This window comes from Bacillus sp. SJS, from assembly GCF_000732485.2.
Lineage (GTDB): Bacteria > Bacillota > Bacilli > Bacillales > Bacillaceae > Metabacillus_B > Metabacillus_B sediminis.
This window is the reverse complement of sequence record NZ_JAQV02000016.1, coordinates 96899-119492: the sequence shown is the minus strand read 5'-3', so window position 1 is coordinate 119492 and position 22594 is coordinate 96899. Positions and strand designations below refer to the sequence as shown.

The following is a 22594-nucleotide window of genomic DNA, read 5'->3' as shown; positions in this document are numbered from 1 at the left end:
GTATGACCTCAATCCAAAGGAAAACCATCCGGGTAAGATGGCCTTTGGATTAACTTTGATAGACAGGCTGATCATTCGATTCCTGGTTCTGAGTGAAATCGGAATCCATCACATCGTCATCATGCACAATATTCACGTTGTTAATTGAAACGTTATTTTCCCCAATGATCTTCCCGAATCCTGCATTGCTCTTCATGCTGACGGTCCAATCATATTGGGAATTGGTTCCTGTAAAAACACCAGAGTTCGTCGACAGCGCAGAGACATTTATATTGGTAAACTGAATGGTTAAATTTTTCATAGTTCTCTTCTATATTTGGGATACAGGCTGCGGGTTAATATTTTCCGGCTGCGAGATCGCCATATCGAATAAATCCTGATCATTGATGATGTTGGTACACCCTATCGCGCAAGAATTTACGTAATTCCCGTTCCCTGAATTAAATTTCCCCTGGGCATTCCAGTCAGGCTGGCTATTCTGTCCAGAAGAAATAATGGAATTTGCCGCCATGCTTACTACGTTAATCTGATTAAAAACGACGGAAACTGGCACAATCCAATCCTCCGTTTCTCTCCTGCAATTTACCTTACTATATGTATGGAGGCTGGGTAGTGTGAATGGACTTGCATTAAAAGAAAATGGAAAGTCAGATTTAATCGTCGACAAATTCTGATAACTTTAAAGTATAATAACTACTATAATCCTTTTTTTCTCTATAAGAAAACAGGCTGAATGGAATGTATTTTAAGAATTCAGCTAAAGAACTGAATAGGGAAGGTAGCCAAGATGAATATAATTAAGGATTTTTTGCTGCAGCTAACACTTATTTCCATACCTATTTTCATTTATTTTACTCTTGTCACGGAGAAGGTACAGAGCCATAAAAACAGAAAGGTCATCATGGCTGTTTTGTGGGGTATTTCAATACTGTTATGCATGTCCTTCCCAGTGAGTTTTGGTCAAAATGCCCGTTTGGATCTGAGGATTATCCCTCTGCTATTCGGAATATTATACGGCGGGTTTTGGCCAGGCGTGTTTCTGTCAGCCCTTATCATCCTGTATCGCCTTTATTTTGGAATTAGTATAGGATTTTATACGACTGTTATTGTCTTATCCCTATCACTGCCTGTTCTACTATATTTTCAAAAGTCCTTTGCACGTTCGAATAAAGATGGACGAGTTAAAATGGCTGTAGGGCTATCTTTTTTCTATATTTTCACAGGGATTTCCATTTTCGGATTGTTAAAGGGATTTTCCATAGACTATCTCAAAGTACAGATGATTCATCTAATCTTTGTATTAGCCATCACATGGTTCTTTACGATGTTAAATGAATCTATTAGAGAAATACAGAAGCTGCGGTCAGACATGCAAAACTCAGAAAAATTCCGGGTGATAGGTGAGCTGGCTAGTGTATTTGCTCATGAAATCAGAAATCCGATGCAAGTAACCAGAGGCTTCCTTCAGCTGCTAAACGACCCTGAATTGCCAAACAAAAAAAAGGAATACCTTCAAATTTCTATTGAAGAATTAGATCGTGCAAATGAAATTATTGATGATTTTTTATCTTTCGGTAAACCAACTGTAAATCACAGCCAGAGAATCAACGCAGGTAATCAGCTGCAGAGGGCGGTCAGCATCATGCAAAGCTACTCCCTAAACTATAATGTTGAATTTAAAACGAATATTCAGGAGAACTGCTGGATTTATGCCAATCCTCAAAAATTGAACCAATCACTGATTAATATTTTCAAAAATGCGATAGAGTCTATGCCGGGTGGCGGGATTGTCTGGATTACATGTGCTTCTACTGAAGACGGGAATATTATGATTACCATTAAGGACGAGGGTATCGGGATGACAAAAAACCAGATGGAGCGGCTCGGGTCTCCGTTTTATTCCTTAAAAGAAAGCGGAACAGGATTAGGAATGATGGTAAGTTTTCAAATAGTCCGTTCTTTTCAAGGGAAAATACAAGTTAACAGTGAAAAGGATAAGGGGACAGAATTTATTATTCTTATCCCCCGGGTAGCTTAATTGGTGAGGTTTTAAGCTAATGAATTTACGTAAGAAAATTCCAGCAAGTCTAATGTCAGGCATCATCCATCTAAAAATGCCTGACCTTCTTGGATTTTTGCTGTTCCTTTCCACATCCCGTTTCTCCTCGCTGAAATATGTTAAAATTTATTTCAGACGGAGGTGAGTGGCAATGCATGACTTCGAATGGGAAGCCATTGTTTCCTGTAATACTGCTTTTGACGGGCAATTTTTCTACGGAGTGAAGACAACGAACATATTCTGCAGGCCCTCTTGCCGTTCAAGGACCCCCTTGAGACAAAATGTTCATGTGAACGAAACTGCGGAATTTTTCATCCATAAGGGCTACCGTCCCTGCAAGCGATGCCAGCCTGATGCGGAGGTGCTTCCTGATCCAAAGGAGCATCTGATTCGAAACGCAAAAAAACTGATCGAAGAGAGATTCCAAGAGGAGCTGACTCTTCAGACAATAGCGGATTCTCTTTATATCAGCCCTTATTATTTTCAGAAAACGTTTAAAGAATTTGCAGGGAAATCACCTGCCAAATATTTAGAGGAAACCCGTATCGCAGCTGCTCAAGTCTTGATGAAAGAAGAGACCTGTTCGATTGCGGAAATCTCCCGTATGGCCGGATTCAAAAAGCCTTCTCATTTTTCAAGAGTGTTTCACAGGCTCACCGGTGAATCTCCATCCAATTTTAGACAGAAGGTGCTTACATGATTCGTGTATATGCTGCTCTTGGAGGCCTCAGTCTTATTTGGGGGCTTTCCTTTGTTTTTATTAAAGTTCTGGTCGGACCTGCCGGCATGTGGGGGACGGTCTTTTTACGATGTGTAGCAGGGGCTGTCCTGCTACTGCCGATTCTGCTGGCAAAAAGAAAGACAATTCCGCAGAGTATTCCATGGATTCCGCTTCTGACCATTGGCGTACTGAACACTGGTCTTCCATGGGGATTGATTGCGCTCAGCGAAACGGTCATTTCGAGCAGCTCCGCTTCCATTCTGAACGCCACCACTCCATTATGGACCGGTCTGATCGGACTCCTGTTTTTCTCGGCTGTTTTAGCTGCAAGACAGTGGATCGGACTGTTAATGGGACTGCTCGGTATCCTGATTTTCATCGACTTTGACGTTGTAAAGCTTGCTCAGGAAAATTTCACGGGGGTCGGCACGATGCTGATTGCAACTCTGTGCTATGGAACCTCAGCTCAGCTGACGAGAAAATATCTGGGGAACAGCGGAGTGCTGTTTACGACGGCCGTCTCGCTGATTGTCGGTGCAATGGTTGGACTGATTGGGCTGCTTTTCTCACAGCCCATTGAACTTTCGGCTCTCGCCAATGGACCAGTTTTACTCGCCATTATCGGGCTTGGCTGTTTCGGATCAGGGATTGCCCAGCTTCTTTTTTATTACATTACAAAAGAAGGCGGTCCGGAAATTGCGGTTTCGGTTACCTTCCTTATTCCTGTTACCGCCCTGCTGTGGGGAGCCTTTCTGCTGCAGGAAAAAATCAGCTCTCATGCCATATGGGGACTATTTGTTATTTTAGCGGGGGTTTATCTGGCGACCCGGAAAAAGAAAGCGGCAGTTTCGATCAGTGAATCTGCGTAAGGAATGGAGAAAGAGTTCGTTGAAGATGTAAAGGAGTTCTTATTTTTCTGCGCGTGGCTCCCCGTATTTTTATCAATAATGGCTGGCATTCTCGGCTTATCTATTATCGGTGTATGGATTAGCCGCTGGTATGCGGACAAAAAAATAAAATCCCCCCAAAAAAAAGACCGGAGTTACCCCCGGTCCTCTTCGATTATTTCCACCAGCCATCAAACATCGTAGCCGGCAGCTGACGCTTATGCTCTGTGATCATATAGCGCTTTTCAATCTTTTCAGCCACTTCACTTGATACTTCCTTGCCTTCCAGGTAATCATCCAGCTCATCATACGTAATTCCAAGCTCCGTTTCATCTGCCTGCTGCGGCTTATCATCCAGCAGGTCGGCAGTTGGAGCTTTCATGTACAGGCTTTCCGGGCAGCCGAGCTCTTTTAGAAGGGCTTTTCCCTGTCTTTTTGTTAACCCGGTAAGCGGCAGGATATCCGCTCCGCCGTCTCCGTATTTTGTAAAGAATCCTGTTACTGCTTCAGCGGCGTGGTCTGTTCCCGTTACAAGCAAACCGTGCTGTCCGCCAAACGCATATTGCGCGGTCATCCGGATTCGTGCTTTTACATTTCCTTTATGGTAATCCGCGAGCTTCACCTCATCAGATTCGTTGTATGTTTCCGTAAACCCGTCCACCGCAGCTGCGATGTTGTAAGTTACAATTTTGTCCGGCTTCATAAATTCAAAGACAAGCTTGGCATCGTGCTCGTCATGCTGAACTTTATACGGCAGCCGTACGGCAAGGAACGAGGCATCATAGCCTTCCTCGCGAAGCTCTTCTACTGCCATTTGATTCAGTTTGCCTGCAAGCGTTGAGTCCTGCCCAAGACTGATCCCAAGCACAAATCCTTTTGTGTTCGTCTTTTTCACGTATTCCTTCAAAAAGTCGACGCGTTTTCGGATTTCCTGTGCCGGGTCAATTTGAGGCTGTACACTTAACTCTTTCATAATCTGCTTTTGCATGCTCACGTTATAGTCCTCCTTAAAAATTGCTATTGATATAAACCATGATTTTTCACGTAATCATAGCACGCATCGGGAAGCAGATAGCGCGGCTCCCCGCCCTTTGCAAGCTCTTCCCGGATATAGGTGCTGCTGATTTCCATTGCAAGTCCCTTATCAATTAAATGAAACCTCGTTCCATCATCATAATTGCGAAGCAGGGGCGAACGGGAAATCGTCTTTAACATATCTATACCATTTCGGGCCATGACGATAAACTTATTATTCGCAATCAGTTCGTCAGAATACTTCCATTTCCCCTCCGCAATGTCTTCCAGGAGGTCGGCACCCATGATGAATGACACTTCATCACCGGGGAAAAGGGAATGAAAATGCTGCATCGTATGATACGTGTAAACATTCCAGCTATCCTGATTCATTTCATAGTCATCCAGGATGAATTTTTCATTGTTTTTCAGGGCCATCTCAAGCATGGCAATCCGGTGTTCATCGGTGGTGTTCAGACTCTTATCCTTTCTTTTGCTGGAGCAGGGAAGAAAAATGACCCGGTCCAGCTTGCAGCGATGTGCTACTGTGCTTGCTGTCCATAAATGAACGTTTGTGACCGGGTCGAACGAGCTGCCGTAAATCCCGATTTTCGCCATGCACTTTTCACCCTTTTCTTATTTTTTCAACCTTCTCTTTAACCTCGCGAATATTTCTCATTTTGTTTTCCCAGCATTTTTCACTGAGATCGACCGGGTAATCCTCAGGATTCAGCTTTCTTCTGTACTCATCCCAAAGCTCCTCAAGATTACTTTTCACCTTGCTTTGAATATCCTTAATTGATGGAAGATCATAGATAAGTTTTCCGTCTTTGAATATATCTTTATGGAGATCACGCGCTTCAAAATCCGTCACGAATTTACTGATGTACGTATGAACCGGATGGAACATTTTCAGTCGCTCTTCTTCGTTCGGGTTTTCTTCTTCAAGCGCAATATAATCGCCTTCTGATTTATGGTTATTCGTATTGATAATTCTGTAGAGGCGTTTCATGCCTGGCGTTGTGACTTTTTCAGGATTCCCGCTGATTTTAATGGTATCCTCCATAACGCCATCTTTGCCTTCAATGCTGACAAGCTTGTATACGGCACCCAATGCCGGCTGATCATAGGCTGTGATAAGCTTCGTGCCAATTCCCCATGTATCAATCCGGGCTCCCTGCGACTTTAAATTCATAATCGTGTCTTCATCCAAATCATTGGATGCGATAATATGCGTTTCTGTAAATCCTGCATCATCCAGCATCTTTCTCGCTTTTTTAGACAGGTACGCCATATCCCCGCTATCAAGGCGAATTCCGACAAAATTAATTTTATCACCAAGCTCCTGTGCCACTCTGATCGCATTAGGGACACCGGACTTCAGCGTATCGTATGTATCAACTAAGAAGACGCAGTCCTTGTGGCGGCGGGCGTATTTATGGAAAGCTGTATATTCGTCACGGTATGCCTGAACAAGTGCATGGGCATGGGTTCCGGCCGCAGGAATTCCGAATAGCTTCGCCGCCCGAACGTTGGAGGTTGCTTCGAGTCCGCCGATAAAGGCAGCCCGCGTTCCCCAGAGAGCGGCATCCAGTTCATGAGCCCGTCTTGAACCAAATTCCATCACCGTCTGATTACCGACAGCCTGCTTTATCCTGCACGCCTTCGTTGCAATCAGCGTCTGGAAGTTTACGATATTCAGCAAAGCCGTTTCAACGAGCTGAGCTTCGGCAAGCGGAGCTTCAATCCGAATCATCGGCTCGCCTCCGAAAACAAGCTCTCCTTCTTCCATTGAACGGACGGAACCGGTAAATCGCATATCTTTCAGGTAAGCCCGAAAATCTTCCTGGTACCCAAGTTCCTTTAAAAACTCCAAGTCACTTTCTGAGAAACGAAATCCATTTAAATACTGAATAACCCTCTCAAGTCCTGCAAAGACTGCATATCCATTGCCAAACGGCAGTTTTCTGAAAAATAATTCAAAAACAGCCTTGTTATTATGAACACCGTCTTCCCAGTAAGTTTCCGCCATATTTATTTGATAAAGGTCCGTATGAAGGGCCAGGCTGTCATCCTCATATCTGTCGTGCATCTGTAGATCTCCTCTCCATCCAACTACTGGATTTCCGCATTTAAGCTGCCTTTGAAATGCCTAAGCGCCCATTTATGGCCATCTTCGTCAAAACTGGCTGCTGCCTTCTCGTGAACCGTAAGTTTAAATCCTTTATTATAGGCATCTACTGCCGTGTGAAGAACACAAATGTCTGTGCATACCCCAATCAGATGAAGCTCCGTAATTCCTCTCTCTCTGAGAAGGATTTCCAAATTCGTCCCTGCAAATGCGCTGTACCGCGTTTTATCCATCCAAAAAACATGGCCGAGATGCTGATTTTGATCATATAGACCCTGAAGCGCTCCGTATAGCTCTCTTCCTGAGGTTCCCTCAATATTATGAGGAGGGTAAAGAGCTGTCTCCGGATGAAATGGATCATTCTTTTTATGAAAGTCTACTGCGAAAACAACCGCATCTCCAGACTCAATAAAATCTTTCGTTACCCTCACGATTTCTGATTCAATCACCTGACCCGGCTTGCCGCAAGTCAGTGCTCCGTTATCCGCAACAAAATCATTTGTGTAATCAATCACAATCAATCCCCTGGTCATGCCCATTCCCCCTGTTTACTTAGTAGCGTGCCGTATAGATTGGCTTTATGATATCCATTTCTACAAAACGGTACAGCTTAGCAGGCTTTTTTGAGGTTCTGGCTGTTGTCTTCCCCTCTGCTTCCTCTATGAAAGGAAGTGTCTTGATTTTCCTGGCAAATGACTGCTCGCTTTTAATGGCGGGGTCATCGGTTACCGTTAGAAGCACCGCCTGCAGCTCTGAGTAAGTAAATTCCTCAGGCAAAAAATTCTTCGCTGCTGTTGTCTGGAGCAGATCTGATCGGATCTCGCGAATGGCATCGGAAATTAACTGCTCATGATCAAATGCAAGCTGAATGGATTTCAAATCCTCCAAGCGGAAAAGCTGAACATCCTCCGCATCATCACTCGCCTTTCGTCCTTTCAGCACATCCTCCGGCACTATCGCATAATGGGCATTGGATAAAATCCATCCGCGCGGATCCCTTCCCGGCCGGTCATATACACCGTAATGTTTCATATGAATGCCTCTTACCCCGGTTTCCTCTAAAAGCTCCCGATGTGCGGCTTCAAGCGCGGTTTCATCCGGCTGAACAAATCCTCCCGGAAGCGCCCATTTGCCCCCTTCAATATTCGGGGTGCCCTCGGCAGTGATTTCTGTCCTCTGGATCAGCATTAGCATCATGCTTACAATGGGCGGCTTATGCTCCCGCTTTTCTGAATGAATCGTAAATACGGCGATGTCTGACGTGTATCCATCAGGTGTCCGATACTTGCCGGAATCATAATTTTTTAAGGCTTGTTGATTTATATCACTCACTTATTCACCAGCTTTTTAATTAACATTTTGTTAATTGTATTATATGAAGTTTGGGAAGTCAACTAAGATGGAAGATGGATAGTCAGATTTTTTCTTTCCGTCTCTTATATTTTCATTACAATTAAAAAAGCAGCCACCGGCTGCTTTTCACTCTTCTACTTATTTTCCCCAAGCGATGCGACCAGTCCATTCAGGTTTGCGGTGAGTTCTCCCAGGGATTCCATGATGGTACCAAGATATTGAACCGCTTCTGATTGGCTTTCCATGCTGGTGATCATTTCGCCGCTCGCCTTTTTGCTTAAGTGCAGGGCAGATGACATGCTGGAAATGGAGTCGCTTACTTCGGTAATGCTCTGAAGGAAACGGGTAACTTCCTCTGCCACCCGGTCTGTGCCAGCAGCAACATCATTGGAAGCGGTGTTGATTTGTTCAAAGGCTGCTGCAGTTGTTTCGACTTTAAGCAAACCTTCCTGGACAACCCCGGAACCTGCGTTCATTTCTTCGGTCACCTGTTGGATATCGTTTTGAATAGCGTCAATAAGATGGCTGATTTTTTCAGTAGATTCGTTTGACTTCCCTGCAAGCTTCCGGACCTCATCCGCCACCACAGCAAATCCTTTTCCTGCTTCTCCTGCCCTGGCGGCTTCAATCGCAGCATTCAAGGCGAGAAGATTTGTCTGATCCGCAATGGAAGCTATCTCTGAAACAATGCCGCCAATCTGCTTTGATTGACTTTGAAGGGCCTGAATGGAGCGGGCAAGCGTTTCAAAGGTTTCATGAATGTTCTCCATTTGACGCTCTGTATCTTCAAGTGATTCTTTCCCCGCGTTTACTAGTTCATTGGCGTTAAAGGACAATTCCCGAATACTGGCAGCGGCACTTGAGATTTTAACCGCTCCATTTTGCATATCAATCATTTTTTCTTCACTTTGCTTTGCCTCTGCCACTTGACTTACCGTACCCGCTGCTACTTCAGAGGCGGAATCCTTTATTTGGCGGCTTACCAGACCAGTCATTTCACCATGCTCAGTCAATCTGTCCACATTTTCAACGATGCGGTGAGCGGTAGAAGCCAGTTCATTTGTTAGGCGCTCCAAGGATTGCTTTTGCCATTCATTTTTCTGCAAGAGCTCACGGGTATATTTATTTTTCGAGTAGATTTGCCATGAGATCCCCCCTGATGTAAGAACGAGATAGAACGCATGTATGAAAAACATAAACCATGTATAATCGTGATCTCCGAAGAACAAATCTGTAAAGGCAAACATAGCAATTAGGTGAGGAACGGCAAAAAGAACAGTCATTACCGAAATCAATCTTATACTGTCATAATAGGCAGCCAGCGCTACGACCAGAAAGATCGAAAAATGGTACACAACCATCCCTTCTCCTGAAACGATCATAGCGATGCTGGAAAAAGTTAGCGTCAGTACTATAAAGAGCGGGACGAGCCGATGGCTTGAATCTTGGTTATAAAAGAAAACAGCGGCACTCAATAAAAGAACCGGCAGGATGATCGCAGCAATCAGAATCAGTGAATGGCTGCCTGAATGCTCCATATGCATGTGCATTGGAAAAAGGCGATGGATAACTTGTATACCGCAGGCTACGGCAATGCACACTGCGGAGACCCACAGCATAAGCCTGTTCTTCGATGCGTTCAATGATATTCCTCCTAAGTAAGCAGCAAAATTCCTAACATCTATTACTGAATATATCGGAAGAAAGACCTATATCTGAAATCACAATGTGCTGGAATTCCGATTATTTTTCGACAAAACGAGGACAGCCCCCCTAATGGAGCTGTCCATTTTATTATTTTAATAATCTTTTTACTAATTTTAGACCGTTCTTTGCTGAAGGATATCGGAAGGAAAAGTCAAATATTGTCGTCTGCTTCAGCACGCTCTTAGCATGGGAAAAGGTTTCAAAGCTGTATTTCCCGTGATAGCTTCCCATCCCGCTTTCACCGACTCCTCCAAATGGGAGATAGGGAGTCGCGATGTGCATAAGGGTATCGTTGATGCATCCTCCGCCAAAAGAAATACGGTTTGTCACTTCTGCTTCTGTCTCTTTGCTTTCTGTAAATAGATAGAGAGCGAGCGGCTTTGGACGGGAATTCACGAATTCGATTGCTTCATCCAGAGTGTCATATTCCATCACTGGAAAAATCGGTCCGAAAATTTCTTCCGTCATTACAGGTGAATTGGGATCCACTTGATCGAGCAGTGTTGGCGCAATCCGGTGAGTCCCATCATCTCGTGTTCCTCCAAAAAGGATTCTTCCATCATTAAGATAACGAGTGAGTCTGCTGTAATGGCGATCATTCACAATTTTTGAATACCGGCTGCTTTCCAAAGGGTTATCTCCATAAAACTCATTTATTGCTTCCTTCATTGCGTCAATCAATTCTTGTTTTACTTTCTTTTGAACAAGCAGATAATCCGGAGCAATACACGTTTGACCGGCGTTCGTAAATTTACCGAATACAATCCGTTTAGCTGCAAGTTTGATATTCACTTGCTCATCTACAATCGTTGGACTTTTTCCGCCTAATTCAAGTGTGACGGGGGTAAGGTGCTTAGCTGCTGCTTCCATCACAACTTTTCCGACTGGGACGCTTCCTGTGAAAAAGATGTAATCAAATGGCAGTTCCAGGAGGGCTTGGCTCGCTGCTACCCCCCCTTCAACTGTTGCAATATAAGCGGAAGTGTATTGTTCCTGAAGAATCTTCTTGATCAGTGACGAAACGTTCGGCGTCAGCTCTGAAGGCTTAATGACCGCTGTGTTTCCAGCTGCGATTGCTCCGACTAGAGGAGATAAGGCAAGCTGAAAAGGGTAGTTCCACGGTGCAATAATAAGCACTGCACCATAAGGCTCATGAATGACATACCCTCTAGACCCAGTATGTGTCAGTGCCGTACTCACCTTTCTTGGCTTAGCCCAATTTCTTAATCTCTTCATCGTAAAATTAATCTCTTCATATAGAATACCGATTTCTGTTGAGTAAGCTTCAAGCTCTGATTTATTTAAGTCCAGAGCGAGGGCCTTAACAATATCCTGCTCGTGTTTCTTTACTCCATCCTTAAGCTTCTTTAACTGCTCCAAGCGAAATGAAATATTTTTTGTTTGTTGAGTGGCAAAATACGTTTGCTGCTCCTTGAGGATTTGCTTTATTTCATCAGGCTTTGTGTCAATCATGATGTCCCATCTCCTTTGATGATAGATAACCTTCTTTTTTAAACCATAACAATGTTCGCTCAAGTGTCTCATCGAGTGTATTCGAGGGCGAATAGCCAAGCTCCCTCTCAGCCTTGCCCCCATCAAGAAATTGCCCTAATCCCATAATCGCAACCGCCGTTTTTGAAAGCTTCGGGCTCGGCCCGCCGAACATTGACTGTTTTACAGATACTAAAGAAGCGATGATTTTGGCAGCGTTAAGCGAGAGAATTCTTTTAGGTGGAACCGCACCGGCGAGAGAAGCAATTTTAGGAACGAGTTCACTCATGGAAATATTCGTCCCGGTGATTAAATAGCGCTCTCCAATTCTGCCTTTCTCAGCAGCCAGCACCAGTCCCCGTCCTGCATCCCCTGCATAAACGACATTCCGGTTTCCTTCTAAATAAGCAGGAAGGGATTCATTTGCCACTTCAACTATAATCTGCCCAGTTGAAGGACCATAGTCATATTCACCAAGGCACATTGCAGGGATTCCAATGACAATCGGCAATTTTGCGGATGCTCTTTCTCTCGCTATTTTATCCATCTCATATTTCACCTGCAGATAGGCATTTTTTTGCGCAGGCGGGTTCGTGTAAACAAGCGTCTCTGTCCCCGGGGCTCCATCAGCATTTTTAGGGAGAGCGATGGACCCTCCGGTATAAACAATCTTATTCAGCTGTGAATTAGCTTCACATGCCGATAAAAAAGTATTCATTTGGAGCCGGGCTAGCCCCACATCTTCTTTAAGCGGAAGCGGCTTAACCGGATAATAGGCTGCACAATGAATAATGGCATCCAAACCTGACAAAGCTTTCTCCATTGCTGCTTGATCATACAAATCTGCTTCTGCTGATTCAAAAGCCAGATCTTTTAGAACGGAAAGATTTGAATTTTTTCTATGAATCACTCTCAACTCATGTCCCCGCTCCAAAACAGCCAAAGCTGTGTGGTGACCGATCATGCCTGTAGCTCCAAGTACTCCTATCTTCATTTGCAAGCGTCCTTTCAGTTCTATCGTTCAAACGTTTAAATATATAAACATTTAAAGCAGAGTTAGATCATATATTTATAGATCGCACTCTTCTTCTATTTTGGATATCAGCTGTTTCAACAGGTCTACAGACTGATCGAGAGATAATGAATAATAACGCTGAGTTCCCTTTTGTTCAATCGCTACAAGCTGGTTATCCCTGAGAACCTTTAAATGGTGGGAGATAGCAGGACGGGAAAGATGGGATTGCTCAGCAATTTGATTTACGGTTAAGGTATCATGCTTTGCCAGCAGCAAAATGATATCCTGTCTGGCTGCATCGCCAAGTGCCTGAAAAATGGGCGTGCACGATCGAAAAATCTCTAAAACGGGTTCTGACATGATCATCAGCCTTTCTTAATGCAATTACCCTTATTATACACCATTATGAATTACCCGCCATTTTCCATTAATTTTTGCCCTGCACGCTCCTCACAATAGAGGTAATCATTTTTCTCGGCATGAAACGGACCGATCCAGCCAAGATTTTATTTTGAAGACCCGGAACGATGACCGTTTTCCCTTTCATCCACCCATCAAATCCTGCTTGTGCAGCCTGATCTGCCCGCATGACACCATTATTGAAAAGCTTGGATTTGCCGAGGTCAGCTCTTTCCGAAAAACCGGTATCGGTCGGACCCGGGCAGAGTGCAGATACACGGATATTTGTATCCTTGAGCTCATTTTCAAGAGCTTCTGTGAACGAAAGGACGTATGCTTTGGTTGCATAATAAACAGCCATTAGCGGACCAGGCTGGAAGGCTGCGGTTGAAGCGATGTTAAGGATGCCTCCCTCATTGCGCTCTGTCATATCCGGCAGAAACAGTTTGGTCAGGTGTGTCAGGGACCGGATATTTAAGTCAATCATATTCAATTCTGCATCGAGATCTGTTTCAAGAAATTCTCCAAACAAACCAAACCCAGCGTTATTGATCAGATAGGATACCTTTAATTTTTTTATTTTCAATTCTTCTGCCATTTTCGTTATTTCCTCAGGTTTTGATAAGTCTGCCTGATGGATTACAACTGAAATACCGTGCTTACTCTCAAGGTCGGCCTTCAGCTCCAGCAGTTTCTTCTCATTTCTGGCTGCGAGAATCAGTGAATAGCCCTTCCCTGCTGCAATTTTAGCGAGTTCCATTCCAATTCCGCCTGAAGCACCTGTTATGAGAACATAACCCATTGATTTCATAAACAATTCCTCCTAATGATTGTTTGTTTAAAAACTTAAACATTTAAACTTATAAACTTAATATATCCGCTTTCCAATCAGCCGTCAATAAAATTACGAAATTTCTGCTCATCCATATTTTGGACTGCACACATGAAGCACATTCATTCCGCTTCATTACATAATAGTCGATAAATTGTTACTTTCCTGTAACAAAACAGCTTCCAATTTTCGTTACACTACTATAAGAATACATAGCTACACGTCATGGGAGAGGGTCATGTGGAAAAAAGACAGCCGACGCCGAAGTATTTATGGATGAAAGCAAGTGTACTCGCAGTAATGGGCCTGGTTCTCGTGTCGCTTTGGATGGAAACAGATTTGCACAAACCGGTTAAAGCGAAGGTGAATAGCCAGGAAATAGGAACGCTAAAGCATGGGGGAAAGGAAGAATTCATGAAGGCGGATCCCCCGGAATCAATGATTCCAAAACCCCTGGAGCAAAAGAAGGAAGTCAAGGAAAAAACGGTATTTTTAACGTTTGACGACGGTCCATCATATGCCACCGATGACATTCTGGATGTTCTAGGCAAATATGAGGTACCGGCCACATTCTTCATGCTTGAGCCCAATATGGTTAAGCATGCGGAAGAGGTTAAACGCATTGTCCAAACAGGGAATGCTGCAGGACTTCACGGTGTCTCGCACAAGCCGAAGGTCTTTTATGCCAATCCTGAATCCGTCGTAGGGGAAATGAGCAAATCAAGGGATACACTCAAAAAATTAACAGGGATCACAACGAGCCTTGTCCGCACCCCTTATGGCAGCGTACCAAACCTTACACAGCCAGAACAGCAGGCTCTTCATGCTGCGGGCTTCCAATATTGGGACTGGAATGTCGACAGTTTTGACTGGAAGTTCAAAAAACCTGACTACGTAACAGATGTTCTGAATCAGGTAGAAGAACACCATCACGATTTTCCAGACCAGCCAATCGTAATCTTAATGCATGATCGACTTCCTTCACCGGAAGCTCTTAGTCAGCTGCTTCCTGAGCTGAAAAAACGCGGTTACTCATTTGATGTCATTTCAGAGGATATGGAACCTGTTCATTTGAAATGAATGCTGGTTTCGCATGTTGGATTTTTTAGTAATCAGCCAGAAGGAAAAAATGCCCGGGATGTGGAATCCCGGGCATTTTTGGGTTATAGATGATACGGAAGATTGTGTCATCAATCTCAGGAGTCTCCTTCAATCAGCCAGAATCTTCGTGTTTCATTTTCTCCTCAGCCTGTTCAAGAGTTTCCCCTATAGAAGCGTGGATTACAAGGTCAAACACATGGTCTATTCGAGTCGGTTCACGATTGATAAGCACCATTTTTTTATCACCGCGATACCGGAAGTCCTTCGGAATCTGATTGACTGGATAGACTTCAAGCGAGGTTCCCATTACAAGAAGGAGCTCGGAACGGTCAACCGTGTGATAGATCTCTTCCATGTGCTGAACCGTGTCTCCAAAAAGAACAACGTCAGGCTTCAGGATAAAATCACAGCGTCTTCCATTGCCTATCAGTGCGCTGCACCTTGGCACTTCTTCTTCATGAATATAATCCAATCCATAGCTGGTTTTGCATTTCGGGCATTCTGCGGACTGTATAGAGCCATGCATGTTATATACATGACGGCTCCCAGCTTTTTGGTGAAGACCATCTACATTTTGGGTAAAAATACGAACTTCCTTCCCCATGCTCTCTAAGTCTCTTAAAAACGAATGACCTTTATTCGGCTGGTGCCCAGTACTTAGTTTCGTTTGAAAAATATCTTTGAAATATCTCCAGAAGGATTTAGGATTCCGTTCAAAATAGGAACGGCTCATTACCTCCGTCCGTGAAAGATCTTCTGTCCACAATCCTTGAGATGAACGAAAATCAGGTATTCCTGATTCTGTACTGACACCTGCACCTGTCATCACCGATATGACGTTTGCTTCAGACAGCCAAGTGGCTAATTGGTTGATGGTATGGTTCAAAATGAAAACCTGCCTCTTATACTGTGTCATTTCCTAAACTGAGTTACTAACGTAAATGAGAATTCCTCCGGGATTATGAGTATTGCTTTTCCTTCGTTTGCTCTTCCCCGTTCCCGGCTTGCTCAACATAAATCGTCTGGCTTGGAAAAGCAAAACGCACGCCTTCTTCTTCCAATATACTCATAATTCTCAAGTTAATGTCCTGCTTTATTTTCAAGTGCTCTCCATATTGGGTTGTTTTTGTAAAGCAGTTTATCAAAATGTCCAGGCTGCTTGCACTGAAGCTGTCAAAGCTGACTTGGATGGACTCATCATCGATTCCGTCATGTTCCTGAAGCATGTGATCGATTCTTTTTACACTTAAGCTCATTTGCTTTTGGTTCGTATGATAGGTAACCCCTACTTTAAAGTTGATTTGTCTTTTCCCCATTTTGGTCCAGTTTGTAATTGGTTCATTCGCCAAAGTGGAATTGGGCACAGTTACAAGCGCCTGCGGGAATGTCCTGATTTTCGTGCTGCGGAAGGTGATGTCTTCTACGACACCTTCCACACTCGGAGCTTTTATCCAGTCCCCGATTGTAAAGGGCTTTTCCGTAATGATCACGATTCCTCCAAGGAAATTGCCGATTGTATCTTTGGCCGCAAGCGCAAAGGCAAGACCGCCGAGACCGAGACCTGCAACGAAACCATTCACATCGTAATCAAATTCCTGAGCCACAATGCTAAAGCTCAATGCTACAATGACGAAACGCAATAGCTTAGAGAGGAACGGCACTAAAATATCATCAATACCAAGATCAAACCTTGAATTTACTTTATTGAAAAACAAGGAAGATGAACCAGTCAAATTGTACAGTCCCCATGCAAGAACGATGACAATGGCAGATCGGTAAACCTCATGAACAATTTGCATGCTGTCATTAAAAAATGGCGAGTAGATAATAGCCAAGTAAATACCGACGGACACAAACAGCCATCTAAATGGCTTTTCAAACGATAGCAGAACATGTGTAAAAAATTCGGTTGGTGTTCTCCTGCTTATTCTCATAATCAGATGAAAGATATATTTCGTAAAAAGCTTTCTAAGAACTAAAAACAAAACAAGGATGCCTAAACTAATTCCAAGCTTCGTCAAATTTTCGTATGTAAACCAAGATAACAGCACTGCTTTTTCTCTCCTTTAGATTGATTAAAAAAGAATTATACTATATATTCGTTCCAAAAACGGGAATAATGTCCCCTTTTTCATTTATATACCTTTATGAAAAAATGTTAAACGGCAATAAGGGGGGGTTTTCCATTCCAAGGCTTTGAGGCACGGGCCAAGAACTGGTTGCACCTGTAAAAAGATCTCCCGAAGAATGAAAAAAGCTGCCAGATTCGGGGCTGGCAGCTTAAAGCATGAACGGGATTCTAAGTAAAGTTTTGTGAAAAGGCAGTTCGGCTTTGATTCATGGAATTGGGATTATTTCTTTTCCTTTGAGCTATTCTGGTCAACGAGGGTGGCTTTATACATTTCTTCATTAGTCTCAACTTTGATACGCTCCTCCACTCTAATTCTTCCCTTTCCCATTGTCTCGCCTCCTTTTACACATCATAAATTTATCAGAATATTTAGTAAATATATCAGATTGCCTAATTTCAGTCAAAATTTTTACATTTTTCGATGTACCTCCGTTTGTCCCACTTGAGAGAACATGCAGAAAACAATAGAAACACAGCGAATTCCCACTATTTTTAGCGCTCCATTTTCTTTTAAAAAGGGGCCTTTGTTTCTAGGAAAATAGACAAGCGAAGGAAAAAGTTATTTGAAAACCTTCTTAAAGCTGTAGCTTGCTTTATCAAAACCCATTTTCTCCTCATAAAAGCGATGAGCCCCTTTTCTATGAAGTGCGGAAGAAAGGGCTATTCCGTCATATCCACCTTTTTGCGCTTCCTCTTCCACATGGCAAAGCAGTTTTTCGCCATATCCCAGAGAGCGGTGGGCTTCATCCGTTACAAGATCAGAAACCCAGATAAACCTCCCGTAATACAGGGTGATCATTGGCTGATATCCAATATAGGCAATAGGCTGACTATCCTTAAAGAGTACTTTAATCCGGTAGTTTTCCTGCTCAGCTGCAAGCGCCGCAAGCTCAAGGAAATCACCTTCAGTCAAGTTCGGTCTTAGCTGCGAAATCACCGGAAATCCTTTCTTCCAGTCCTTCTCACCAACTAGTTCTATAATTTTTTCCATTTGTCATTCCTCCTTGTGTTAGGATAAAAATAACAAATTACTGGCATGGTGCGGAGAGCCAGTTTTATATTTTTTCAAGGTGCCAGTTCAGGAGGCTAAAATGGAAACAATTTTTTTCAAGAAAGGGATTCCCCTCTTTGTCCAGCTTTACGAACAAATAAAACAGAAAATTACAGACGGCAGTCTTCCTGCTGAAAAGAAGCTCCCATCGAAGAGGAAGCTTTCCGTTCAGATGAATATAAGTGTAAACACGGTAGAAGCGGCTTACGGCCAGCTTGAAGCAGAAGGATATATTGAAGCAAGACCGCGAAGAGGATGGTACGTCCTTCGATTTGAAGACATGCTTTCAGAAACTCCACTCCCTTGTAAAGTTGGTTTAGAAGAAACGGAAAACCAAGACCTAATCGACTTTAGCCAAACCATTGACACTTTTAAATTCCCTTACGCGCCCTGGAAAAAGTGTTCGATAGAGGCTCTTTATAAAGATGAACTTTTCCATACAGGCCATCCTTTTGGTGAGAAAGAACTGAGGGAGGAAATCGCCGCTTACCTAAAAAGGGCCAGAGGGGTCCGCTGTCATTTGAACCAGGTGATCATCGGTGCGGGAACCCAAATTTTATTGGAAAAGGCTGCCGGAATATTGGGAGCTGAGTTCTTCGCCATTGAAGATCCCGGCTATCATCGGACAAGGGATTCATTGAAAGATTACAGCGTGGAGCCCATTCCGCTGGATGAATCAGGAATAGATATCGAAAGGCTAAAATCTTCACATGCTTCAGTTGTATACGTCACACCCTCCCACCAATTCCCATATGGAACAGTTATGCCTGTTAAAAGGCGTCTGGAGCTGCTGGAATGGGCGGCAGAGGAGAATAACCGGTGGATCATAGAAGATGATTATGATGGGGAATTCCGTTATGAAGGACGTCCGATTCCGTCCCTGCAAAGTCTAAGCCAAAACGATGATGTTCTTTACTTTGGAACCTTTTCTAAATCGTTCATGCCCTCACTCAGAATCAGTTATATGATTTTACCGGAAAAACTAATGCATTCCGCCCGGCCCAAGCTTTTGAAATTTAAACAAACCGTGTCCCGAACGCATCAGCATGCACTTTCCCTTTTCATGGCCCGCGGCTTTTGGGAGCAGCACTTAAATCGAATGAGAACCCATTATCGTAAAAAACACAAACTGCTGCTGGAGCAAATGAAGACGGTCTTTCAAAACCGGATCCGAATCATCGGCGAGAAATCTGGAATGCATATTCTAATTGAAATAGACACCGTAATGAGTGAGGAGGAGCTAATCAAAAAGGCCCTGCAAAAAGGGATAAAAGTGTATCCGGCCTCCATCTATTTTGTAAAAGCTATCCCGGAAAAACCGCTCCTTTTTATTGGATTTGGCGGTGTGACAGAAGAGGAAATCATAAAGGGAATCGGGTTATTGAAAGACGCTTGGTTTTAGAGGGTGAGAGGAAGGGCTTCCATCATTTTGTTTGAATGATTAAAATTGAAACACCCGGATGCTGTGAAAGCATTCCGGGCGCTGTACTATATAGATACTTTGAACAATCAGGATTAGGCCGATTGGAGCGAAAGTGCGCGCTCCTGCTAAGAGCAGCGGAACAGTGAGACCCTGGAGGAGCCGTCAACGCCCGACATGCTGAACCTTGAGCATCCATTAACGAAATCCTGGCTACAGTTTAAACAGAGGGCGCATCTTTGAAAACGGACAGATCCTTGTCTATTCACTATTGGACAGTAAACTTTTCCACTAATTCACTTAGTGAGTGGGCCATTTCCTGCAATTCACGGTTTTTCTCTTTTAACTGACCGACTGTCGTGCTCTGTTGGTGAGAGGAGGCAGAGATTTCTTCGATCGTTGCAACTCTTTCTTCAGAGATTGCTGCTATTTCATGGACAGATTGGGATGATTCAGTGGAGGCTTTAGTGATATCATCCACACTCTCTACCATGGAATCTACCTGGTTCGTCAAGGTGTTTACAGCTTCGAATATCTGACCGAAGAGCTCCCCGCTGACCGTGATCAGCTGAACACCTTTTTGAATTTCCTGATTGTCCTCATTATTGGATGTGACCATTTGAATACAATGGTCTGTGATTTCTCTCAGAATTGAATCAATGGTTTTAACCGTGCCTTCTGTTTGTCCTGCAAGCTTTTGAACTTCGTGAGCCACTACCGAGAATCCTTTTCCGGCATCCCCTGCCCTCGCCGCTTCAATGGATGCGTTCAACGAAAGCAGATTGGTTTGATCTGCGACATCTTTGATTAATTTAATATCCTGGTTGATTTGATAGACTTTTTCCTTTAATAGCCCAAGTCTCTCCTGGCTTATGTCGCTATTTTCCTGAATACGGTTTATTTGTTTAGCGATATCTGCTATTTGTGAAGATCCCTTCTCCGCAATTTCACCTGTATGCTTTGTAAAATGGCCAATCGCATTCGTTTCGTTACTCACGGACTGAATTTTATCTGACATCAGCGAGATGCCTTGCGATATTTTCTCGATGTGCAGCGCCTGTACCTCTGCAGCTTTTGCTTCTTCACCGGTTCCGGCCGCTATTTGAAATGCAGCATCCACAAGCTCATCAAAAGACTGAACCAATTCCAGACTGTTTTCATTTATTTGGCTGGAGTTCGTCTTTACACTCCTGATTATGGTTACCAGGCTTTTTCTCATCTCTTCAAAGTTTTGAGCGAGCCTGCCGATCTCATCCTGTCTTTTCACCGATATACTCTCAGTCAGGTCTCCGTTGCTGATTTTGTTCATTGAAGCGAGCAGGAGCTGAATCGGCTTAATCAATCGGCGTCCAAAGAAGAACGCCAAAATTCCCCCTAAAGTGATTGATGCAGCTAAGAAGATAAGTTGAAAAAAGTTGATGGCTGTTTGCAGTTTTTCAATAAAATTTGTACTCATGTCCACCCCGATAATGGCGTTGGAGTTTTCAAGAGGAATGAAATATGATTTATGGCTCCCCCATTTATCCTCGTAAATATCAGTAAGGACGGTTTTTCCTGATGTAAATGCTTCTTCTTGTGAAGGTGTAAATGGCGATTCAACCATTGCGTCGCCGCTGCCGTTTAAGCCGACGATGTAATCTTTATTATTTTGCTTCGTCAGCACGTATACATATTCAATTCCTTCTTTACCTTCAATAAAGGTGTCAAGAAATCTCACTAATTCCCCGTTTTGCGCCGGATTTTCAATCGCTTTATTGACAGCCGTCTCATTAATGGAGCCAGCGAGGCTTTCACCGTTGATCTCTAATATTTGGTCAAACTGAGGAAGAACGTGTTCATTAATAATATAATCTGTTAAATATTTCACAAATCCGAACACAAGCACTCCCATGATGATAAACGGAATAATAAAGTTTAAAAATAATTGCACTTGCAAGGATTTTTTAGGATTCAAGTTTACCCGCTTCATATGACGTTCTCCTCAACTTGTTTCATTTCGATGTATGCAGATAAATCCAGGTTCAGCAGGTATTCAAGCTCGTTCATAGATTTGGATTTAAAGAAGATGACAGCGAAAGTACGATCTCCGTCTGCATGGAGTTCTCTGTATTCCAAAATTTCACTGAATTCTTCTTTAAGCTTTTCATGTCGTATGGTTTGAATTAGTGGTTTGCTTATATCATTCGGGATTTCCGCGCAAAAGAATCCATATATATTTTGATCATCTCTTCTCAAAATCTCGTTCCATTGAGGTTCCTGATTAAGAAAATAGCATTCCGCACCATTAATTCCAAACGCGTGGGTGCTTATATCTGTGGTTCCCGCACCTGCAAACCGCAAAGGATTCAGTTCAATGGGCAGGATCCCTTTTGAACTGCGCCGTACTTCCAGATGAAAAGGATAGTTTAAAAGGTTCAAATGTTTATTTAAATTCTTCAGGTATGATGATAGTTCATCTTTTACTTCCTGAATGACGTTTGCTGATGTGAAGTAAATACGATCGGATGTATCTTTTTCATTGGCAAAAATCCGCTGAAGGATATTAAGGATAATCGGGTTTCCTTCCTCATCAAAATAACAATCGATTGCATACTCTTCCCCATCAATCCACTCTTCAATAAGAATTTCTTCTCCATCGATGACCGTATCGGAATATGTATTTTTCGATAACAGCATATCAGCATAAAGGCTGTTTACCGCTGTATCCCAATCCTTTTCTTCCTTGACAAAATAAACCCCTATGCTTCCATAGCCCTTGTTAGGCTTAATCACGACCGGGAACGGTATGGTTTTCACATCTACGTGTGTTAATTCCTTCAATGTAACTAAATGGAAATAATAATTTTCATTTACTGAAGATAGAAGTTCTCTGAATTTCGCTTTATTTTTTACAAGCTTTGAAGAGACAGTGTGGGGATGTTTTGGATTGTACTTTTCCAGAACCGGCAAACAGCTTTCTGAATTGGTTAATAGCTTTGAATGATTTTCCAAATAAAATTCACGCTGATCGGCACTGTAATAGATTGGAATTTCCAGGCGCAATGCGGTTTCGATTAATAGCGGGGACACTATACTATTTTCTAGTATGAGCATTCATACACCTCCAAGATTGATAGTTATTACATCGGAGAAGATGACTGATAGTTTAATAGCCTTTTCGAAAATAAGTGTGATGCAGCAAATTAAAACGTTTACAAAAATATATTCAGATAAAATATTTATTATTTAAATATATCTTCTGAAGCAGCTTAGAAGCTCTCCACTAATTGATTTTCAAAGCTC

General features: G+C 43.1%; 23 protein-coding genes. 5 read left to right on the top strand and 18 right to left on the bottom strand.

The annotated features are described in order from the left end of the window. Window positions 1-49: 49 nt before the first annotated feature. On the bottom strand, window positions 50-301 hold the full coding sequence (locus AS29_RS09725) for a hypothetical protein (protein ID WP_035405662.1): 252 nt from the start codon (window positions 299-301) through the stop codon (window positions 50-52). A gap of 9 nt (window positions 302-310) precedes the next feature. Next, window positions 311-553 carry a hypothetical protein gene (locus tag AS29_RS09720; RefSeq protein WP_035405661.1) on the bottom strand — a complete coding sequence of 81 codons (243 nt, stop codon included), beginning with the start codon at window positions 551-553 and terminating at the stop codon, window positions 311-313. A 234-nt stretch (window positions 554-787) separates the two neighbouring features. On the opposite strand from AS29_RS09720, the gene AS29_RS09715 reads away from it, so the two are divergent. The 3 genes from AS29_RS09715 (at window position 788) to AS29_RS09705 (ending at window position 3649) form a co-directional block, all read left to right on the top strand. Beyond that, the gene (locus AS29_RS09715; protein WP_035405658.1) at window positions 788-2038 is read left to right on the top strand and encodes an ATP-binding protein; all 1251 of its coding nucleotides are present in this window, start codon (window positions 788-790) and stop codon (window positions 2036-2038) included. A 172-nt stretch (window positions 2039-2210) separates the two neighbouring features. Then, entirely contained in the window at window positions 2211-2759 is a 549-nt protein-coding gene (locus tag AS29_RS09710) for a bifunctional transcriptional activator/DNA repair enzyme AdaA (protein WP_035405656.1), read from the top strand. After that, complete coding sequence (locus tag AS29_RS09705) at window positions 2756-3649, top strand: DMT family transporter (RefSeq protein WP_035405654.1); 894 nt, start codon at window positions 2756-2758, stop codon at window positions 3647-3649. Before AS29_RS09710 ends, AS29_RS09705 begins: the two co-directional genes overlap by 4 nt. Before the next feature lie 193 nt (window positions 3650-3842). Here AS29_RS09705 and nadE read toward each other — a convergent pair whose 3' ends face one another. The 10 genes from nadE to AS29_RS09655 form a co-directional block, all read right to left on the bottom strand. Next, the gene (nadE, locus tag AS29_RS09700; protein ID WP_035405653.1) at window positions 3843-4661 is read right to left on the bottom strand and encodes an ammonia-dependent NAD(+) synthetase; all 819 of its coding nucleotides are present in this window, start codon (window positions 4659-4661) and stop codon (window positions 3843-3845) included. Between the two features lie 23 nt (window positions 4662-4684). Then, window positions 4685-5299, bottom strand: a complete 615-nt coding sequence (gene nadD, locus AS29_RS09695) for a nicotinate (nicotinamide) nucleotide adenylyltransferase (protein ID WP_035405651.1) — start codon at window positions 5297-5299, stop codon at window positions 4685-4687. Between the two features lie 7 nt (window positions 5300-5306). Beyond that, the gene (locus AS29_RS09690) at window positions 5307-6773 is read right to left on the bottom strand and encodes a nicotinate phosphoribosyltransferase (RefSeq protein WP_035405649.1); all 1467 of its coding nucleotides are present in this window, start codon (window positions 6771-6773) and stop codon (window positions 5307-5309) included. A 23-nt stretch (window positions 6774-6796) separates the two neighbouring features. Beyond that, window positions 6797-7345 (bottom strand): cysteine hydrolase family protein, encoded by a 549-nt coding sequence (locus tag AS29_RS09685; RefSeq protein ID WP_035405647.1) that lies wholly within the window; start codon window positions 7343-7345, stop codon window positions 6797-6799. A 19-nt stretch (window positions 7346-7364) separates the two neighbouring features. Beyond that, complete coding sequence (locus AS29_RS09680; RefSeq protein ID WP_035405702.1) at window positions 7365-8135, bottom strand: NUDIX hydrolase; 771 nt, start codon at window positions 8133-8135, stop codon at window positions 7365-7367. Between the two features lie 164 nt (window positions 8136-8299). After that, window positions 8300-8935 (bottom strand): methyl-accepting chemotaxis protein, encoded by a 636-nt coding sequence (locus AS29_RS22050; RefSeq protein WP_442854526.1) that lies wholly within the window; start codon window positions 8933-8935, stop codon window positions 8300-8302. A 1024-nt stretch (window positions 8936-9959) separates the two neighbouring features. Further along, entirely contained in the window at window positions 9960-11345 is a 1386-nt protein-coding gene (locus tag AS29_RS09670) for an aldehyde dehydrogenase (RefSeq protein ID WP_035405643.1), read from the bottom strand. Continuing rightward, on the bottom strand, window positions 11338-12357 hold the full coding sequence (locus AS29_RS09665; RefSeq protein WP_035405640.1) for an NAD-dependent epimerase/dehydratase family protein: 1020 nt from the start codon (window positions 12355-12357) through the stop codon (window positions 11338-11340). Before AS29_RS09665 ends, AS29_RS09670 begins: the two co-directional genes overlap by 8 nt. 75 nt (window positions 12358-12432) lie before the next feature. Continuing rightward, on the bottom strand, window positions 12433-12738 hold the full coding sequence (locus AS29_RS09660; protein WP_035405638.1) for an ArsR/SmtB family transcription factor: 306 nt from the start codon (window positions 12736-12738) through the stop codon (window positions 12433-12435). 67 nt (window positions 12739-12805) lie between these two features. Next, window positions 12806-13588, bottom strand: coding sequence for an SDR family NAD(P)-dependent oxidoreductase (locus AS29_RS09655; protein WP_035405636.1), 783 nt, complete (start codon window positions 13586-13588; stop codon window positions 12806-12808). A gap of 261 nt (window positions 13589-13849) precedes the next feature. Here AS29_RS09655 and AS29_RS09650 point away from each other — a divergent pair, with 261 nt between their 5' ends. Beyond that, the gene (locus AS29_RS09650; RefSeq protein ID WP_051860575.1) at window positions 13850-14689 is read left to right on the top strand and encodes a polysaccharide deacetylase family protein; all 840 of its coding nucleotides are present in this window, start codon (window positions 13850-13852) and stop codon (window positions 14687-14689) included. A gap of 133 nt (window positions 14690-14822) precedes the next feature. Here the strand turns inward: AS29_RS09650 and AS29_RS09645 are convergent, their stop codons facing one another. From AS29_RS09645 to AS29_RS09635, 4 genes are all read right to left on the bottom strand, one after another. Next, a complete protein-coding gene (locus tag AS29_RS09645) occupies window positions 14823-15584 on the bottom strand; it encodes an NAD-dependent protein deacylase (protein WP_442854525.1) in 762 nt (253 codons plus the stop codon). Window positions 15585-15669: 85 nt separating this feature from the next. Beyond that, a complete protein-coding gene (locus AS29_RS09640; protein ID WP_035405633.1) occupies window positions 15670-16761 on the bottom strand; it encodes a mechanosensitive ion channel family protein in 1092 nt (363 codons plus the stop codon). A gap of 300 nt (window positions 16762-17061) precedes the next feature. Further along, the gene (locus AS29_RS21585; protein WP_197491597.1) at window positions 17062-17169 is read right to left on the bottom strand and encodes a YhdX family protein; all 108 of its coding nucleotides are present in this window, start codon (window positions 17167-17169) and stop codon (window positions 17062-17064) included. A gap of 231 nt (window positions 17170-17400) precedes the next feature. After that, complete coding sequence (locus AS29_RS09635) at window positions 17401-17832, bottom strand: GNAT family N-acetyltransferase (RefSeq protein ID WP_035405631.1); 432 nt, start codon at window positions 17830-17832, stop codon at window positions 17401-17403. Window positions 17833-17932: 100 nt separating this feature from the next. Here AS29_RS09635 and pdxR point away from each other — a divergent pair, with 100 nt between their 5' ends. Next, window positions 17933-19294, top strand: coding sequence for a MocR-like pyridoxine biosynthesis transcription factor PdxR (gene pdxR / locus AS29_RS09630; RefSeq protein ID WP_035405629.1), 1362 nt, complete (start codon window positions 17933-17935; stop codon window positions 19292-19294). A gap of 286 nt (window positions 19295-19580) precedes the next feature. On the opposite strand, the gene AS29_RS09625 is transcribed toward pdxR, so the two are convergent. Next, a complete protein-coding gene (locus AS29_RS09625) occupies window positions 19581-20768 on the bottom strand; it encodes a methyl-accepting chemotaxis protein (protein WP_442854524.1) in 1188 nt (395 codons plus the stop codon). A 509-nt stretch (window positions 20769-21277) separates the two neighbouring features. Further along, the gene (locus AS29_RS09620) at window positions 21278-22405 is read right to left on the bottom strand and encodes an ATP-grasp domain-containing protein (RefSeq protein ID WP_035405625.1); all 1128 of its coding nucleotides are present in this window, start codon (window positions 22403-22405) and stop codon (window positions 21278-21280) included. Between the last annotated feature and the right edge of the window lie 189 nt (window positions 22406-22594).

Bases quoted from the DNA above. Each gene is read 5' to 3' on its own strand.
- AS29_RS09670 (WP_035405643.1), bottom strand. From the start codon at position 11,345: ATGATTGACACAAAGCCTGATGAAATAAAGCAAATCCTCAAGGAGCAG.
- AS29_RS09715 (WP_035405658.1), top strand. From the start codon at position 788: ATGAATATAATTAAGGATTTTTTGCTGCAGCTAACACTTATTTCCATA.
- pdxR (WP_035405629.1), top strand. From the start codon at position 17,933: ATGGAAACAATTTTTTTCAAGAAAGGGATTCCCCTCTTTGTCCAGCTT.
- AS29_RS09625 (WP_442854524.1), bottom strand. From the start codon at position 20,768: ATGAGTACAAATTTTATTGAAAAACTGCAAACAGCCATCAACTTTTTT.
- AS29_RS09660 (WP_035405638.1), bottom strand. From the start codon at position 12,738: ATGTCAGAACCCGTTTTAGAGATTTTTCGATCGTGCACGCCCATTTTT.
- AS29_RS09710 (WP_035405656.1), top strand. From the start codon at position 2,211: ATGCATGACTTCGAATGGGAAGCCATTGTTTCCTGTAATACTGCTTTT.
- AS29_RS09690 (WP_035405649.1), bottom strand. From the start codon at position 6,773: ATGCACGACAGATATGAGGATGACAGCCTGGCCCTTCATACGGACCTT.
- AS29_RS09655 (WP_035405636.1), bottom strand. From the start codon at position 13,588: ATGAAATCAATGGGTTATGTTCTCATAACAGGTGCTTCAGGCGGAATT.
- nadD (WP_035405651.1), bottom strand. From the start codon at position 5,299: ATGGCGAAAATCGGGATTTACGGCAGCTCGTTCGACCCGGTCACAAAC.
- AS29_RS22050 (WP_442854526.1), bottom strand. From the start codon at position 8,935: ATGGAGAACATTCATGAAACCTTTGAAACGCTTGCCCGCTCCATTCAG.
- AS29_RS09705 (WP_035405654.1), top strand. From the start codon at position 2,756: ATGATTCGTGTATATGCTGCTCTTGGAGGCCTCAGTCTTATTTGGGGG.
- AS29_RS21585 (WP_197491597.1), bottom strand. From the start codon at position 17,169: ATGGGAAAGGGAAGAATTAGAGTGGAGGAGCGTATCAAAGTTGAGACT.
- AS29_RS09620 (WP_035405625.1), bottom strand. From the start codon at position 22,405: ATGCTCATACTAGAAAATAGTATAGTGTCCCCGCTATTAATCGAAACC.
- AS29_RS09725 (WP_035405662.1), bottom strand. From the start codon at position 301: ATGAAAAATTTAACCATTCAGTTTACCAATATAAATGTCTCTGCGCTG.
- AS29_RS09685 (WP_035405647.1), bottom strand. From the start codon at position 7,345: ATGACCAGGGGATTGATTGTGATTGATTACACAAATGATTTTGTTGCG.
- AS29_RS09635 (WP_035405631.1), bottom strand. From the start codon at position 17,832: ATGGAAAAAATTATAGAACTAGTTGGTGAGAAGGACTGGAAGAAAGGA.
- AS29_RS09665 (WP_035405640.1), bottom strand. From the start codon at position 12,357: ATGAAGATAGGAGTACTTGGAGCTACAGGCATGATCGGTCACCACACA.